This window comes from Rhodoplanes elegans, assembly GCF_016653355.1.
Taxonomy (GTDB): Bacteria; Pseudomonadota; Alphaproteobacteria; order Rhizobiales; family Xanthobacteraceae; genus Rhodoplanes; species Rhodoplanes elegans.
The window spans coordinates 1-15,188 of the sequence record NZ_NHSK01000081.1 but is presented as its reverse complement, the minus strand read 5'-3'; the positions used below and the strand labels follow the sequence as shown (position 1 = coordinate 15,188).

General features: G+C 69.3%; 11 protein-coding genes. 3 read left to right on the top strand and 8 right to left on the bottom strand.

Features of this window, described 5'->3' with window-relative positions; all coding sequences use genetic code 11:
- Nucleotides 1–24: 24 nt before the first annotated feature.
- A complete protein-coding gene (locus tag CCR97_RS11050; RefSeq protein ID WP_170145831.1) occupies nt 25–2,133 on the top strand; it encodes a sigma 54-interacting transcriptional regulator in 2,109 nt (702 codons plus the stop codon).
- Here CCR97_RS11050 and CCR97_RS11045 read toward each other — a convergent pair.
- The 8 genes from CCR97_RS11045 to CCR97_RS11010 all read right to left on the bottom strand — a co-directional run bounded on the left by CCR97_RS11045 (nt 2,123) and on the right by CCR97_RS11010 (nt 11,206).
- Nucleotides 2,123–3,109, bottom strand: coding sequence for a D-isomer specific 2-hydroxyacid dehydrogenase family protein (locus tag CCR97_RS11045; protein ID WP_111357349.1), 987 nt, complete (start codon nt 3,107–3,109; stop codon nt 2,123–2,125). The genes CCR97_RS11050 and CCR97_RS11045 overlap by 11 nt on opposite strands.
- Nucleotides 3,106–4,236, bottom strand: a complete 1,131-nt coding sequence (gene buk / locus CCR97_RS11040; RefSeq protein ID WP_201159495.1) for a butyrate kinase — start codon at nt 4,234–4,236, stop codon at nt 3,106–3,108. The genes CCR97_RS11045 and buk overlap by 4 nt, the downstream gene beginning before the upstream one ends.
- Before the next feature lie 171 nt (nt 4,237–4,407).
- A complete protein-coding gene (locus CCR97_RS11035) occupies nt 4,408–5,319 on the bottom strand; it encodes a bifunctional enoyl-CoA hydratase/phosphate acetyltransferase (protein WP_111357350.1) in 912 nt (303 codons plus the stop codon).
- Nucleotides 5,320–5,527: 208 nt separating this feature from the next.
- Nucleotides 5,528–7,117: an FAD-dependent oxidoreductase gene (locus CCR97_RS11030; RefSeq protein WP_111358227.1), complete on the bottom strand. Its 1,590-nt coding sequence runs from the start codon at nt 7,115–7,117 to the stop codon at nt 5,528–5,530.
- 11 nt (nt 7,118–7,128) lie between these two features.
- Nucleotides 7,129–7,671 (bottom strand): 2-oxoacid:acceptor oxidoreductase family protein, encoded by a 543-nt coding sequence (locus CCR97_RS11025; protein WP_146618795.1) that lies wholly within the window; start codon nt 7,669–7,671, stop codon nt 7,129–7,131.
- A 41-nt stretch (nt 7,672–7,712) separates the two neighbouring features.
- On the bottom strand, nt 7,713–8,576 hold the full coding sequence (locus tag CCR97_RS11020; RefSeq protein ID WP_201159494.1) for a thiamine pyrophosphate-dependent enzyme: 864 nt from the start codon (nt 8,574–8,576) through the stop codon (nt 7,713–7,715).
- A 22-nt stretch (nt 8,577–8,598) separates the two neighbouring features.
- Nucleotides 8,599–9,723, bottom strand: a complete 1,125-nt coding sequence (locus CCR97_RS11015) for a 2-oxoacid:acceptor oxidoreductase subunit alpha (protein WP_111358225.1) — start codon at nt 9,721–9,723, stop codon at nt 8,599–8,601.
- 61 nt (nt 9,724–9,784) lie between these two features.
- The gene (locus CCR97_RS11010) at nt 9,785–11,206 is read right to left on the bottom strand and encodes an SLC13 family permease (protein ID WP_111358224.1); all 1,422 of its coding nucleotides are present in this window, start codon (nt 11,204–11,206) and stop codon (nt 9,785–9,787) included.
- Nucleotides 11,207–11,663: 457 nt separating this feature from the next.
- Here CCR97_RS11010 and CCR97_RS11005 point away from each other — a divergent pair, with 457 nt between their 5' ends.
- Both CCR97_RS11005 and CCR97_RS11000 read left to right on the top strand, forming a co-directional pair.
- Nucleotides 11,664–13,010, top strand: coding sequence for a nicotinate phosphoribosyltransferase (locus CCR97_RS11005; protein ID WP_111358223.1), 1,347 nt, complete (start codon nt 11,664–11,666; stop codon nt 13,008–13,010).
- A gap of 234 nt (nt 13,011–13,244) precedes the next feature.
- The gene (locus CCR97_RS11000; RefSeq protein ID WP_111358222.1) at nt 13,245–14,801 is read left to right on the top strand and encodes a sigma-54-dependent transcriptional regulator; all 1,557 of its coding nucleotides are present in this window, start codon (nt 13,245–13,247) and stop codon (nt 14,799–14,801) included.
- The last annotated feature ends 387 nt before the right edge of the window (nt 14,802–15,188 follow it).

Here is a 15,188-nt window from a genome sequence, read left to right as displayed (position 1 = left end):
CCGAGGAGCATGTCGAGGACGTCGATGACGACGGCAGTCGTCGAACGGAGCCACCCCGTCACCACGTCGGAGGCCAGGCCGTCCGGCGAGCGGCGCGCCGCGCGGTCGCGCATCCTCTTCGTGTCGATCTGCCCGCGCGTGTCCGAGCAGGTGCGTCGGCTCGCGAAGGACCTCGATCTTGCGATCGAGATCTTCGAAGGCGGGATGACCAAGGGCGGCCTGCAATACGCGATCGAGCACCAGCACGACTACGACGTGATCGTGAGCCAAGGCGGCACGGCGGCACACATCGAGTCCTGCATCACCTCGATCCCGGTCATCACCATCAAGCTGTCGATCACCGATTTCCTCGACGCCTTCGAGCGGGCGATCGAGCGCGACCGGCCGCTGGCGCTGTTCTGCGTCAACAGCGAGGTGCTGCCCGAGATGGAGCGGATCGCCCGCTTCTCCGGTCGGGCGCCGGACTACAAGCTCCTCGCCTATTCCCACAAGGAGGAGTTCGAGACGCAGTACCGCCTCGCGGCGACGCTGCGGGGCCACACGCTGATCGGCGTCTCCTGCTACTGCGTGCTCGACATGCAGGCCCAGCTGGAGGGGCAGGGCATCGACTTCGCCCTGATCCGCCCGTCGCAGCAAAATATCCAGAAGGCCATCCTGTCGGCCAAGAGCATCGTCGAGTCGAAGGGACGCGAGGAGCTCAAGGCCCAGCGGATGAAGAGCATCGTCGACTATTCGGCGCAGGGCATCGTGTCGATCGACGGCCAGCGCCGAGTCACCTCGTTCAATCCGGCGGCCGAGCGAATCCTCGACCTCCGGGCCGGCGCCGTGCTGTCCCGTCGCCTCGATGAGAAGACGATGCCGGCGGCGCTGCGCGTGCTGCACGGCGACGGCGACTTCCAGCTCAACCAGCTCGTCAAGCTCGACGGCGACGATCTGCTGGTCAACCGCATCCCGGTGCGGGCGAACGACCGTCTCGAGGAGACGATCGTGTCGTTCCAGCGCGTCACCGACATCCAGCGCCTGGAGATCAAGGCGCGCATGCAGCTCCTCTCCAAGGGGCTGGTCGCCAAGCACCGCTTCGAGGACATCGTCGGCACCAGCGCGGCGCTGCGCACCGCGATCGACCGCGCCCGCCGCTTCGCCGAGACCTCGGCCTCGGTGCTGATCGAGGGCGAGACCGGCACCGGCAAGGAGCTGTTCGTCCAGTCGATCCACAACGCCAGCGATCGCCGCGACGGGCCGTTCGTCGCGATCAACTGCGCGGCGCTGCCCGAGACGCTGCTGGAGAGCGAGCTGTTCGGTTACGCCGACGGCGCCTTCACGGGCGCCAAGCGCGGCGGCAAGGCCGGGCTGTTCGAGCTCGCCCACAACGGCACGATCTTCCTCGACGAGATCGGCGAGGTGTCGCCGGCGATCCAGAGCCGGCTCCTGCGCGTGCTCCAGGAGCGCGAGATCCTGCGGGTCGGCGGCGACCGGGTCATCAAGGTCAATGTCCGGGTTCTCTCGGCGACCAACAAGAACCTCTATCAGATGGTCCGCGAGGGCCAGTTCCGCGACGACCTGTTCTTCCGGCTCGGCGTGCTGAACCTGCGGCTCCCGCCACTGCGCGAGCGCACCGAGGACATCCGCCCGCTCGCCGATCGCTTCGTGCGGATGGCGAGCGAGACCGCCGGCAAGCGCCTCGACGATCTCTCGGCAGACGACATCCGGATGCTGCAGCGCTACGCCTGGCCGGGCAATGTCCGCGAGCTCGAATACTTCCTCGAGAAGCTCGCGATCCTCGCCGACGCCTCGGTGCGCACCAGCGACCTGATCGGCCTCCTGCTCGGCGAGCACACGCGCGACCACGGTCGCGACGCCGTCTCGTCGCGACCGCTCCTCGCCGCCACCGACGACGACGACGACCGGCTCACCCTCGAGGTCGGCCCGATGCGCGACATGCAGCGCCAGATCGTCGAGCGCATGCTGGAGCGGACCAAGGGCAACAAGGTCGAGGTCGCCCGCCGTCTCGGCATCAGCCGGGTGACGGTGTGGAACAAGATGAAGGAAGCCGACGCCGGCGCGCGCGACGCCCAGGCGCTCCGGGCGGACGGCCCCTTCGCGCGCGCCGCGGCGGTCCGCTTCAGGCCTTGATCTCCCACGGGCTCGCGCCGGTGCGCACGAAGCTCGCGAGCGAGCGCAGCCCGACCTCGACCATGTCGCACACCGCCTGATCGGTGAAGAAGGCGTTGTGGGTGGTCACCACGACGTTCGGGAAGGCGCGCAGGATCGCCAGCTGCCGGTGCTTGAGGATCTCGTCGCGGTGGTCGGCGTGGAAGATGCCGCGCTCGTTCTCCAGCACGTCGAGGGCGGCGGCCGAGACCTTCTTCTCTTCGATCGCCTCGATCAGCGCCTCGGTGTCGATCAGCTCGCCGCGGGCGCAGTTCACGATGATCACGCCGTCCTTCATCTTCCTGATCGACTCGGCGTTGATCAGGTGCCGGGTCCCGGCGGTCAGCGGCGCGTGCAGCGAGATCACGTCGCTCTCGGCGAGAAGCTCGTCGAACGGAACGTAGGTGACGAGGTCCTTCAGGGCCGGGTTCGGAACGACGTCGTAGCCGATCAGGCAGGCGTCGAAGCCCGACAGGTTCTTGGCCGTCGCGGCACCGATGCGGCCGGTGCCGACGATGCCGATCGTCAGGTTGCGCATCTCGCGCCCCTGGGCGCCGACGATCGTGTAGTCCTGGGCGTTGTTGCGGGCGATGATGGTCTTCGCCTTGCGGATCGACATCAGGATCAGCATGACGGCGAAGTCGGCGACCGAGTTCGGCGAATAGTCGGCGTTGGAAAATCGGATACCGAGCCGCCGCGCCGCCGCGGCGTCGATGTTGTTGTAGCCGGCCGTGCGGGCGGCGACGAAGCGGGTGCCGCCGGCGGCGAGGATCTCCAGCACCGGCGCGCTGGCGTCGCAGGCGCTGAGGATCGTCACGCATTCGAAGCCCTTGGCCAGATGCGCGTTGTCGAGCGACAGGTTCTGCGGCACCCGGGTCAGCGAGATGCCGAGCTCCTCGGCGAAGCGGTCGAAGGCGTCGCTCTCGTAAGCGCGCGCCGCATAGGCGATCACGTTCATGCGCGCGCCACCTCTTCGATGCGGCGGGTCTCGGCCGCGGGGCGGGCGCGCGGCGGCGCGACGAAGACGTTCGGCGTCTCCTCGCCGCGCAGCACGCGCAGCGTTCCGGAGGCCAGCGCCTCCAGCTCGTTCTCGCCCGGGACGATCTCGACCGGCGCGATGAACCGCACCCGCTCGGAGACCATGTCGGTCATCCGCTTCGAATGCGCGATGGCGCCGGTCAGGACGATGCGATCGACCTTGCCCATCACCACGGTCGAGAGCTCGCCGATCCCCTTGGCGATCTGATACGCCATGGCGCGATAGACGAGGTCCGCCTCGGCGTCGCCGGCGTCGATGCGGGCTTCGACCTCGAGCGCGCTGTTGGTGCCCAGATAGGCGACGAGGCCGCCGACGCCGCGCATCAGCTTGGTCGCCGACTTGCGGTCGTGCTCGCCGGAGAAGCACAGGTCCACGAGCTGCCGGCACGGCACTCGCCCGGCGCGCTCCGGCGAGAACGGTCCTTCCTCGTCGGTCAAGACGTCGATCATCCGGCCGCCCGAGATCACGGTCGCGGTGACGCCGCCGCCCATGTGGCAGACGACGACATTGGCATCCTCCAGCCGCAGCCCGCCGCGCTTGAGGACCTTGATCGCCATCGCCCGCATGTTGAGGACGTGACAGGAGGCGCGCCGCGTCAGCTCCGGAACGCCGGAGAAGCGGGCGATGTCCTCCATCTCGTCGACCACCACGGCGTCGTAGATGAAGGAGGGAATGCCGAGCGGCTCGGCGATGTCGTGGGCGATCAGGGCGCCGAGATTGGAGGCGTGCTGGTCGATCGGTCGGTGGCGCAGGAACTCCACCATGTCGTCGTTGACCAGATAGGCACCGCGCTTCAATGGCGGCAGCTTGCCGCCGCGGCCCGCGACGGCGGCGAGCGTGCCGAGGTCGAAGCCCTCGGCCTGAAGCGCGGCGACGATCGCCGCCTTGCGCATTTGGAACTGGTCGCCGATCGTGTCGAACGGCGCGAGATCGGCGGCCGAATGGTCGACCTTGCGCTCGAACAGGCGGGTCTCATCGGCGAAGACGGCGATCTTGGTCGACGTCGAGCCGGGATTGATGGTCAGGATGTTTTTTGGGTCGGTCATGGCGGTTCTTTCAGGAGCGGGGCGCGGTCTCTTCGCGGTCCTCGATCGTCTTGGTCATTGCCGGGCTCGACCCGGCAATCCATCTGACGACGAGACGTGCTCTTGTTTCGAAGGGATGGATGCGCGGGTCGGGCCCGCGCATGACGAGTTCGGAATTCGGAGCGAACGATCTCAGTCGCCGCTCACCGAGGCGGCGATCACCAGCGGCAGGAACTTGTCCTGTGCTTCCACGGCGCGCGAGGTCAGCACGATCGGCACACGGCCGCCGACCACGATGCCGGCGCTCGCCGCGCCGGCCGAGTAGCGCAGCGCCTTGAGCAGGATGTTGCCGACCGAGATGTGCGGGACGACGAGCAGATCGACGTCGCCGGGCAGCGGGCTGTCGTAGCCCTTGATGCGCGCGGACTCGGCGCTGATCGCGAGGTCGTAGGAGATCGGCCCGTCGACGTGACAGCCGGGCAGCCAGCCGCCACGGTTGAGCTCCGTCAGCGCCGCCGCCTCGGCGGTCTCGGGCATCTTCGGATTGACGGTTTCGGCCGAGGACAGGAGCGCGACCTTGGGCGGCTCGAAGCCGATCGCCCGCATCGTCGCGACCGCGTTCTCGACGATCTCCTTCTTCTGCGCGAGGTCGGGCGCGATGTTGATGGCGACGTCGGTGAGGCCGATCAGCTTGTGATAGTTCGGGATCTGGACGAGGGCGAAATGCGACAGCAGCCGCCCGGTGCGCATGCCGCTCTCCGACGACAGCATGGCGCGCAGGAGGTCGGCGGTCTGGACCTTGCCCTTCATCACGAAGTCGACGGTGCGCTCGCGCACCAGCTCGGCGGCGCGCTTGGCCGCGGCGACCGGGTCCTCGGCGTCGACGATGCGGAAGTCTTCGGCGGCCTCGCCGAGCCCGGCGAGGAGCGTGCGGATCTTGTCGGCGCGGCCGATCAGGCAGGCGTCCAGGATTCCGTCCCGCCTGGCCTGCGCGACGGCCTCGAGCGTGTGATCGTCCTCGGCCGCGACCACGGCGACCACCTTGCGGCGCGCCGCACCGTCGCGGACCTTCTCGACCAGGGTGTCGAAACTCGGATAGATCAAGGCAGCACCTTCGAAAGCACGAGGAAACACGGCCTCTCCGCGTCGGACCGGGGCCCCGCCGCAGCCTGTTGCCAGGCCGGTCGTCAGGGCACAGTCCAGGGACCGGCCGCCGCGTGGGCGGCCGGTGCGGAGAGCGGGGCGACCGGACCCGCAGGTCCGGTCGCGATCGTGAGATGGCGTCAGCGCGACCGCGTCGAACGGTCCGCCGTCAGCGCACCGCGATGGCGAAGTCCGGGCAGACCGCGAAGCACTTCAGGCAGCCGATGCACTGCTCGGGATGCAGCGCCACGGCGGGCTGGTAGCCGATCGCGTTGAACGTGTCGGACATGCCGAACACGCCCATGGTGCAGATCTCGCCGCAGTAGCCGCAGGCCTTGCAGATGTCGGTCGTGATCTCCACCGTGTGATGGTGCGTCTGGCAGGCGAGGCAGCGCTCGGCCTCGCTCCGCGCCATCGCCGCGTCAAAGCCGTCCTCCACCAGGGCGAAGCTCTTCGCCCGCTCGGCCGGATCCGCTTTCTTCGACGCGAGGCGGCGGCGACGCGGGCCGCCGAGGGGCGCGTCCGCTTCGATCGGTTCTACGCGCGGCGGATCGATGTTTCCGTCGCCGCCGAGGAAGATGTCGACGGCGCTCGCCGAGGTCCGGCCCGAGGCGATCGCGTCGATGATGGTCGACGGGCCGCTGACGACGTCGCCGGCCGCGAACACGCCGGGCACCGAGGTGGCGGCCTTGTCGTCCACCGCGACGGTGCCGCCGCGCGCGACCTTCAGCTTCAGCGCCGCAGCGTCGGCCTGCTGGCCGGCCGCGACGATCACGGTGTCGCAGGCGATCGTGAAGTCGCTGCCATCGACCGCGACCAGCGTCGCGCCGCGACCGCTGCCGCCCTCCTTCGGGGCGAGCTTGACGCAGGTGAGCCGCCCCGCCTCGATGGTCACGGGCGCCGCCTCGAACACGAAGCCGAGCCCCTCCTCCTCGGCCTCCGCGATCTCCTCGGCCGAGGCCGGCATGGCGATGCGGCCGCGCCGATAGACGAGCGTCGTCTGCGCCCCGAGGCGGATCGCGGTGCGGGCCGCGTCGATCGCGGTGTTGCCGCCGCCGATCACGGCCACGGTCTTGCCGAGCGCGACCGTCTCGCCCGCGTTGGCGCGCTTGAGGAAGTCGATGCCGTCGAGGACGCCGGCGGCGGTCTCGCCGTCGACCCCGAGCTTCACCGGCGTCCAGGCGCCGGTCGCCACCAGCACGGCGTCGTGGCCGGAGGCGAGCAGATCCTCGGGCGAGCGCACCGCGGCGCCGGTCGTGATCGTCACGCCGGTCGCCGTGATGTGGGCGATCTCGTTCTCGACCACGTCGTTCGGCAGGCGATACTCGGGGATGCCCCAGCGCAGCATGCCGCCGGGCCTCGAGGCGGCCTCCAGCACCGTGACGGCGTGGCCCTTCAGCGCGAGATAATAGGCGGCCGTGAGGCCGGCCGGGCCGGAGCCGACCACCGCGACCTTGCGGCCGGTCGACGCCGCCGGCGCGGGCGGCGGAACCGTGTGGGCGAGATCGGCGGCGGCGCGCTTGAGGAGCCGGATCGCCACCGGCTCGTCGAACTGGCGGCGCGCGCATTTCGCTTCGCACGGATGGAAGCAGGCATAGCCGCACACCGCCGCGAAGGGGATCTTCTCGCGGATGGTGGCGAGCGCCGCGTCGAAGTCGCCGTCGCGGATCTCGCGGACATAACGCGGCACGTCGATCCCGGCCGGGCAGGCCGCCCGGCAGGGCGCGACCCGCGGTTCCAGACGAACATGTTCGTTCATGGCTGGCTCTTTCAGGCTGCCGCGAGGACGTTCGCCGCCGCAGCCGCGCCGGCGCGCAGCGCTGCGAGGTTGGCGTCTCGCTTCTTGTCGGAGAAGCGCTCGGAGATCGCCATCTCGAGCGCGTCCTTGGTCAGGATGCCGCCGGCCGTGCAGAGGAAGCCGAGCGCGATGAGATTGGCGAGGCCGGGATTGCCCATCTTGGCCGCCGTGTCGGTGAACGGGAAGCCGGCGAGATTCCGGCCCTCGCGCTCCGGCACGAAGGTGGTGTCGTAGATCACCAGTGCGCCTTCGGCGGCGCTCCCCTCGTATTTCTTCATCGCTTCCGGCGACATCGCCAGGACGACGTTCGGCGTCTCCACCTGCTGGTAGACGATCTCCGCGTCGTCGATGATCACTTCGGTCATCGACGTGCCGCCGCGGGTGGCGATGCCGTAGGACACGGTCTGGACGACGTTGGCGCCCTCCAGGATCGCGGCCTCGCCCAGCAGCGTACCGGCCAAAAGGACGCCCTGCCCGCCGGATCCGGCGAGAACGATCTCGGATCTCCTGGACATCTCGGTCACCTCGTGAATCGCTTGAACATGGTGTCGCGCCTTCAGTTGCCGGTCGCCCGGGCGCCGACCTCGGCGTAGCGCGCGTTGAAGTCGGGCTCGTTGCGGTCGACCAGACGGCCGATCGGGAACAGCCCGGCGCGGGCCTCCGGCGTCATGGTCCGCCAGGCCTCGACCGGCACGGTCTTCTCCTGCAGCCAGGCGAGCATCTCGGTGCCCTTCTTCATCTTGTTGTTGGAGCCGAAATGCGTGGGGCAGGGGCTCAGCACCTCGACCACCGAGAAGCCCTTGCGGCCGAGCGCCTCGCCGATCAGTGTCTTGAGGTCGTCGACGTGCCAGGGCGTCGAGCGGGCCACGTAGTTGGCGCCCGCCACCTCGGCGAGCGCGCAGATGTCGACCTGCCGCTCGGGATTGCCGTAGGCGCTGGTCTGGGTGATCGCCCCGCTGAAGGTCGTCCCCGAGAACTGGCCGCCGGTCATGCCGAAGTTGAAGTTGTTGATGATGATGGCGGTCAGATCCATGTTCCGCCGCGCGGCGTGCAGGAAGTGGTTGCCGCCGATCGTGACGCTGTCGCCGTCGCCCATGAAGACGACGACGTGGAGATCGTCCTTCGCCGCCTTGATGCCGGTCGCGCAAGCGAGTGCGCGGCCGTGTGTGGTGTGCAGGGCGTGGGTGACGAGATAGTCGTCGAGCTTGCCCGTGCAGCCGATGCCGGTGACGACGACGGTATCCTGGTTGCCGTAGCCGAGCTCCTCGAAGGAGCGCAGGCAGGCGCGCAGCATCACGCCGATGCCGCATCCGGGGCACCACATGTGCGGCATCACCCCGTCCTTGAGATACTGCTGGCCCGTCGCGTAGGGCGCGGCGGCGCCGGCCTGCGGAGCGCAGCTCTTGGTGGCGCAAGTCATGAGAAACCTCCTCGCCGCTCGCTCAGATCGCCTTCAGGATGTCGCGCGGCGTGATGATCTGGCCGTTCCAGCCGTTCACCCGCCGGACGTCCTTGTCGGCGCCGAGCACCTTCTTCACCTCGCCGGCGATCTGGCCGTGGTAGTTCATCTCCGGCACGACGACGGTGCGGGCGCGGCCGCCGAGCTCGGCGACCGCCTCGCTCGGGAACGGCCACACCGTGACGAGCTGCAGCACGCCGGCCTTGACGCCCTCGGCCCGCAGCTTCGCGGCGGCGGCGCGCGCCGCCCGCGTCACGGTGCCGAAGGCGACGAGCAGAATGTCGGCGTCGTCGACCTCGAACGCCTTGGTCTTCACGATCTCGGCGCGGTGATGCTCGAACTTCGCGTTCTTGCGAGCGATCTGCCGGGCGGCGTTGTCCGGCGAGTTGTTGGAGTAGCCGTCGGGCCCGTGCATCGAGCTCGACACGTGCATGATGTACTCGCTGCCGTAGGCGGACATCGGCGGCACGCCGTCCGGTGCCGGCGCGAACGGCCGATAGGCCGCCGGATCGCCGGTCGGCTTGGCGCGATCGATCACCTCGATCTCGCCCTCGTCCGGGATCACGATGTTCTCGCGCATGTGGGCGACGATCTCGTCGGCCGCGAGGATCACCGGGGTGCGCAGCTTCTCGGCGAGGTTGAAGGCCTCGACGGTCAGGCTGAAGCACTCGGCGACCGAGGACGGTGACAGCGCGATCAGCTCCTGGTCGCCGTGGCGGCCCCAGCGGATCTGCATGATGTCGGACTGGGCCGGCTTGGTGGCGAGTCCGGTCGACGGACCGGAGCGTTGCACGTTCATCACGACGCAGGGCACCTCGCCCATGATCGCCAGACCCAGATTCTCCTGCATCAGCGAGAAGCCGGGTCCGGACGTCGCCGTGAACGACTTGGCGCCGGTGAGCGACGCCCCGATGATCGCCGCCATCGAGGCGATCTCGTCCTCCATCTGCATGTAGACGCCGCCCAGCTTGGGCATCACCCGGGAGCATTCCTGGGCGATCTCCGACGACGGCGTGATCGGATATCCGGCATAGAAGCGTGCACCGGCGTAGATCGCGCCCTGTGCCATGGCTTCGTTGCCCTGCAACAATCGTCCGTGATTCTTCATCAGTTCCTCCCGATGGTGTCGGGCAGAGTTCATCCAGTGCCGGCGCGCGTCGCGCCGGGCGTCACATCAGGCCGAGCATCTTCCACCAGGGAATGCTGACGACGGCGCCGAGCACGATCAGGACCATGTAGACGAAGGTGAGCTTCACCATCTGCCCGTCGGTCGCCATCTCGTCCTTGGTGCCGAACTGGGCGCACATGTAGATCGTGTTGGTGTAGCGCAGGACCCAGATGCCGCCGGCGCAGAACGTCACGAAGATCACGATCCACGGATTGACGCCGAGCGGAACCAGCAGCGGCGAGAGGATCATGGCGAACATCACTGACATCGACGTCATGTTGGTGAGCAGGAACTTCAGCCCGTAGACCGAGATGGCCATGAAGGCGACGAACAGCACCGGCTGGCGGATCACGGAGTCGAGGAACGGGCCGAGCAGCGAGCCGAGATACTTGTCGATCTTCAGGAAGCCGATCACAGAGGCCATATTGAAGACACTGCCGATCAGCATCACGGCCGGCCACTCGATGCCGTTCTTGAAGTCGTTGGCCGTCATCGTGCGGACGCCGAGCAGCGTGCACATGGCCGTGACGGCGACGACGCCCGAGTTGATCTTGTGGTAGCCCTCGGTCATCCACATCAGGAGCGCGCAGATCAGGACGGCGAGGACGATCTTCTCGTCCTTGGTCATCGGGCCGATCTTGGCGAGCGCCTCCTTGCCGTAGTTGGCCGGCAGCGCGACCTTCTCCTTCGGCGCGTAGAGGATCAGGATCGCGACCGTCATGCCGACGCCGACCACCAGGCCCCAGGGCAGCGACCACAAGAGCCAGTCCATCCAGGAGACGTTCTGGAACTCCTTCGGCAGGGCGGCGATCAGGGCGTAGTGCGAGAACGAGCCGGAGAGGAAGATGTGGCCCATGATCACGTAGCCGAGATAGCAGGCGCCGAGCATGCCGGCGGCCGCGGCGCTCTTGCGCGGCAGGCCGAGCGAGTCGGAGATCGCCAGCGCCATCGGCGAGGAGAGCGCCGCCTTGGCGTTCATCGAGGGCACTAGCGGGCTGATGATGATGCCCGAGCCGACGAGGCCCAGCACCTGGCCCTTGAAGGTCGGCGGCACCAGCGACAGCACCCACAGCGAGATCCGCTTGAGGAGTCCGACCCGGCCGGCGACGGCGCCGAGACCGAACGCGCCGACCATGATCCACCAGCCGGGCGTCGAGAAGTTGTAGAAGGCGCGCGGGAACGGCACGGCGCCGAACGCCACCCACAGCGTGCACATCATCAGGCCGGTGACGTATTCCGGCACGAGCTGGGTCATCCACCAGCCGACCGCGCAGATCGTGATGCCGAGCGCGTACATGGCCTGTGTGGTCAGGCCGTCGGGCGGTGGCAGGGTCCCGACATAGACGCCGATCGCGATCGCCGCCAGCGATCCGACGATCCTGATGATCTTGATGACGTCGAGCTTTTCTTTGTCAGCTCCCATCGTCCGCTCCTGAAACTTATGAACATGTTCTGGAGAGGTTCGACCGCGGCTGCGGAAGAACCGGCAGAAGAGGCGAAAAGCCTCTGCGGACGCCCACGGGGGGAGGCGCTCCCGAGCGAGTTAGCAACCGAGGTGCCAGTGGGTGCGGCGGGGGCGAGGACGGCCGACCCGGGGTGCGGGGCGGCTACTCTTTAATTTGTCGAATCAGAGAATTGCGGTCCGCCTGCGGACAACCCGTAAGGTGATCTGCGGAGTCGCGAGCGACGCGCCGGGCGCACGGCCAGGGCGGTCGTCGACGTCGCTCGGCGTTCAAACTTTCAACGCCGTCAAAAAAATGAACGCCCCGCCGTTCGCCCCTCGGCGGCACGGGCTCCCCCGTCCCGCGCCGCCGTGCTACACCGCCCGCGAGGGTGTGCTGGCCAGGGGCCGGCCCGGGAAAAATCCACGGACCCAAAACATGAACATCGGTGACAGTCCGCTGCTGACGGACCTCTACCAGCTCAACATGATGCAGGCCTATCTCGCCAACGGGATGACCGGGACGGCGTCGTTCGAGCTGTTCGTGCGGCGGCTGCCGCCGGGGCGGTCCTTCCTGATGACCGCCGGGCTCGAGCAGGCGGTCGACTGGCTCGCCGGGTTTCACTTCTCGCCCGACGAACTCGCCTATCTGGAAAAGAGCGGCCGGTTCGACGCCGGGATGCTCGATTACCTGGCCGGGCTGCGGTTCGAAGGCGACATCGACGCCATGCCGGAGGGCACCGTGTTCTTCCCGCACGAGCCGATTCTGCGCGTCACGGCGCCGCTGCCGCTGGCGCAGCTTCTGGAGTCGCGGCTCATCAACCTGATCCAGATGCAGAGCCTGGTCGCCACCAAGGCCGCGCGCGTGATGCTGGCGGCGCCCGGCAAGGTGCTGGTCGACTTCGGCTTCCGCCGGGCGCACGGGGCCGAGGCCGGGTTGATGGCGGCGCGCGCGTCCTACGTCTCCGGCTTCGCCGGCACCGCGACCGTGCTGGCCGAGATGCTGTGGGGCATCCCGATCTACGGCACCATGGCGCACTCCTACGTGCAGGCGCACGAGGACGAGAGCGTCGCCTTCGAGAGCTTCGCCCGCGCGCGACCGGACAATCTCACGCTGCTGATCGACACCTACGATCCCGAGGCCGCGGCCCGGAAGGTCGTCGCCCTCGCGCCCAAGCTCGCGCGTGAAGGCATCGTGATCCGCTCGGTGCGCATCGACAGTGGAGACCTCGTCGGCCTGTCGCGGCGGGTGCGCGCCATTCTCGACGCCGGCGGCTGCCCGGACATCAAGATCTTCGTCTCGGGAGGCCTCGAGGAGGGGCAGATCGCCGCGATCGTCGAGTCGGGCGCGCCGATCGACGGCTACGGGGTCGGCACCGCGCTCACCACCTCGCAGGACCAGCCGGTGCTCGACATCGTCTACAAGCTGCAGGAGTACGAGGGCGTGGCGCGGCGCAAGCGCTCGGCCGCGAAGCAGACGTTTCCGGGCCGCAAGCAGGTGTGGCGAGCGCATGCCGCCGACGGGACGATCGCGGGCGACGTCATCTCGCTCGATGGCGAGACGCTGCCGGGCGCGACGCTGCTGGCGCCGGTGATGCGGGCGGGCGAGCGGGTGCGTCGCGATCCGACGCTCGCCGAGATCCGGGCGCGCGCCGCCGCCGAGCTCGCCGCGCTGCCGAAAGCGCTGCGCGACCCGCTGCATCCCGGCCCCTACCGGGTCGAGATCGGCACCGCCCTGCACGACCTCACCGAGGCGGTCGACCGCCGCATCGCCGCGCACGGGTGATATTCCGCCTCGTGCCCCGGACGCCGCGCGGCGCATCGCGCCGTGCGGCAAGCCGGGGCCCAGGGGCGGTTCGACGAGCGGTTCGCCCGGTCGCCCTGGGTCCTGGGTCGCGGCGCTGCGCGCCGCGCCCGGGACACGAGGTCGCGGCCTCCGGCGCCGCCTCGGTAAGCCCCCGTTAAGCCTGATCTGGATTAATGCCCCAATTCGGGACATCCGATCCGGACCGGGGCCGCCATGGCGGAGCGCATCCTCATCGTGGACGACGACCCGGTGCAGCGGCGCCTGCTGGAGGGGCTCGTCCAGAAGTTCGGCTTCGAGGCGGTGTCGGCCCCGGGCGGCGACGCCGCCGTGGCGCTGCTCGCCGATCCGGACACGCCGGCCGTCGACGCCGTGGTGCTCGATCTCGTGATGCCGGATCTCGACGGGCTCGGTGTGCTCTCGCGCCTGCGCGACCTCGGCCACGCGATCCCGGTGATCGTCCAGACCGCCCATGGCGGCATCGACAACGTCGTCTCGGCGATGCGGGCCGGCGCCGTCGACTTCGTGGTCAAGCCGGTCGGGCCGGAGCGGCTCCTGGTGTCGCTGCGCAACGCCCTGCAGGCGCGCGCGCTCGAAGGCGAGCTGTCGCGTCTCAAGCGCAGCCGCGCCGGCACCCTGACGATCAAGGACATCGTCACCCGCAGTCCGGCGATGCGGGCCGTGCTGCGCGCCGCCGAAAAGGCGGCGGCGTCGACGATCCCGGTGTTGATCGGCGGCGAATCGGGCGTCGGCAAGGAGCTGCTCGCCCGCGCCATCCACGGGTCCGGCGAGCGCCGGGCGAAGCCCTTCGTCGCCGTCAACTGCGGTGCGCTGCCCGACACGCTCGTCGAGTCGATCCTGTTCGGCCACGAGAAGGGCGCCTTCACGGGCGCCTCGGAGAGGCATGTCGGCAAGTTCGTCGAGGCCTCCGGCGGCACCCTGTTCCTCGACGAGGTGGGCGAGCTGCCGCCGGCCGCCCAGGTGAAGCTCCTGCGCGCCATCCAGGAGGGCGAGGTCGAACCGGTCGGCGGGCGGAGGCCCGTGAAGGTCGACGTGCGGCTGATCTCGGCGACCAACCGCGACCTGATCGCCGACGTCGGCGCCGGTCGCTTCCGCGAGGACCTGTTCTACCGCCTGCACGTCTTCCCGATCACGCTGCCGCCGCTGCGGGCGCGGCCCGAGGACATCCCGGAGCTCGTGCGCCACTTCCTGGTGCGGTTCGCGGCCGAGGAGGGGCGGCGGGTGCGCCGCGTCTCGGCCGAGGCGCTGGCGCTGCTCGCCGGCCACGCCTGGCCCGGCAATGTGCGCCAGCTCGAGAACGCCGTGTTCCGCGCCGTCGTGCTGGCCGAGGGCGACGAGATCGGCGCCGCCGAGTTCCCGCAGATCGTCACCGCCCCGGCCGTGCCGATGCCGACCGCGGAGCTGCCGCCCTCGCTGGTCCCGGCCGCGACGGTGCCGGCGTCCGGCCCGCTCTCGGCGACAGGGCGCGTCGCCACGAATTTGCCGCAGACCGGGCCGGTCGCCGTCTCGCTCACCGACACGATGCCGCCCGCGGCCGACCTGATGCCGCTTCTCGGGCCGGACGGCGAGGTGCGGCCGCTCGACGAGATCGAGGCCTGCGCGATCCGCTTCGCGATCGCTCATTACAATGGGCAAATGTCTGAGGTCGCACGCAAATTGCGGATCGGCCGGTCGACCTTGTATCGCAAGCTGGAAGGGCTCGGGCTGACGCCGTCGGAGGACGGCGTTACCGTCGACGTGTCCGCCCGGTGACAGCGCCGCGAAAACCGCGCCATCGGGCGCGAAAACTGGGGCTCGGCCGCAACCGGCTGAGCTAAGTTGAAGTCCCGATGCCGTGGCCGTGCGTCGCTTCGCGGCGGCTGTGGAGGAATTCGAGTCTCCGGAGGGGCGGCGCCGCCGATCCGGACCCGTCGGCGTCGTGCGGCGGACTCGATGTGGTGCTGACGTTTGCCCCTGGGAGGACATCGCCTATGCGCTTCGATCGTCTGCTCGCCGGAACGGCCCTCGCGCTGGTTCTCGCCCTCGGCACCGCAAACGCCCAGTCCGCACCCGACACGCCGGCCGCCGCTCCGGCCGCACCCGCGCTCGACGCCGTTCCGCCGACCGAGCCGGCGCCGCTCGCCGTGACGCCGGCCGATC

Excerpts from the sequence above, each read along its gene's own strand:
- CCR97_RS11050 (WP_170145831.1), top strand. The coding sequence starts at position 25 with ATGACGACGGCAGTCGTCGAACGGAGCCACCCCGTCACCACGTCGGAG.
- CCR97_RS11045 (WP_111357349.1), bottom strand. The coding sequence starts at position 3,109 with ATGAACGTGATCGCCTATGCGGCGCGCGCTTACGAGAGCGACGCCTTC.
- buk (WP_201159495.1), bottom strand. The coding sequence starts at position 4,236 with ATGACCGACCCAAAAAACATCCTGACCATCAATCCCGGCTCGACGTCG.
- CCR97_RS11030 (WP_111358227.1), bottom strand. The coding sequence starts at position 7,117 with ATGAACGAACATGTTCGTCTGGAACCGCGGGTCGCGCCCTGCCGGGCG.
- CCR97_RS11025 (WP_146618795.1), bottom strand. The coding sequence starts at position 7,671 with ATGTCCAGGAGATCCGAGATCGTTCTCGCCGGATCCGGCGGGCAGGGC.
- CCR97_RS11020 (WP_201159494.1), bottom strand. The coding sequence starts at position 8,576 with ATGACTTGCGCCACCAAGAGCTGCGCTCCGCAGGCCGGCGCCGCCGCG.
- CCR97_RS11015 (WP_111358225.1), bottom strand. The coding sequence starts at position 9,723 with ATGAAGAATCACGGACGATTGTTGCAGGGCAACGAAGCCATGGCACAG.
- CCR97_RS11010 (WP_111358224.1), bottom strand. The coding sequence starts at position 11,206 with ATGGGAGCTGACAAAGAAAAGCTCGACGTCATCAAGATCATCAGGATC.
- CCR97_RS11005 (WP_111358223.1), top strand. The coding sequence starts at position 11,664 with ATGAACATCGGTGACAGTCCGCTGCTGACGGACCTCTACCAGCTCAAC.
- CCR97_RS11000 (WP_111358222.1), top strand. The coding sequence starts at position 13,245 with ATGGCGGAGCGCATCCTCATCGTGGACGACGACCCGGTGCAGCGGCGC.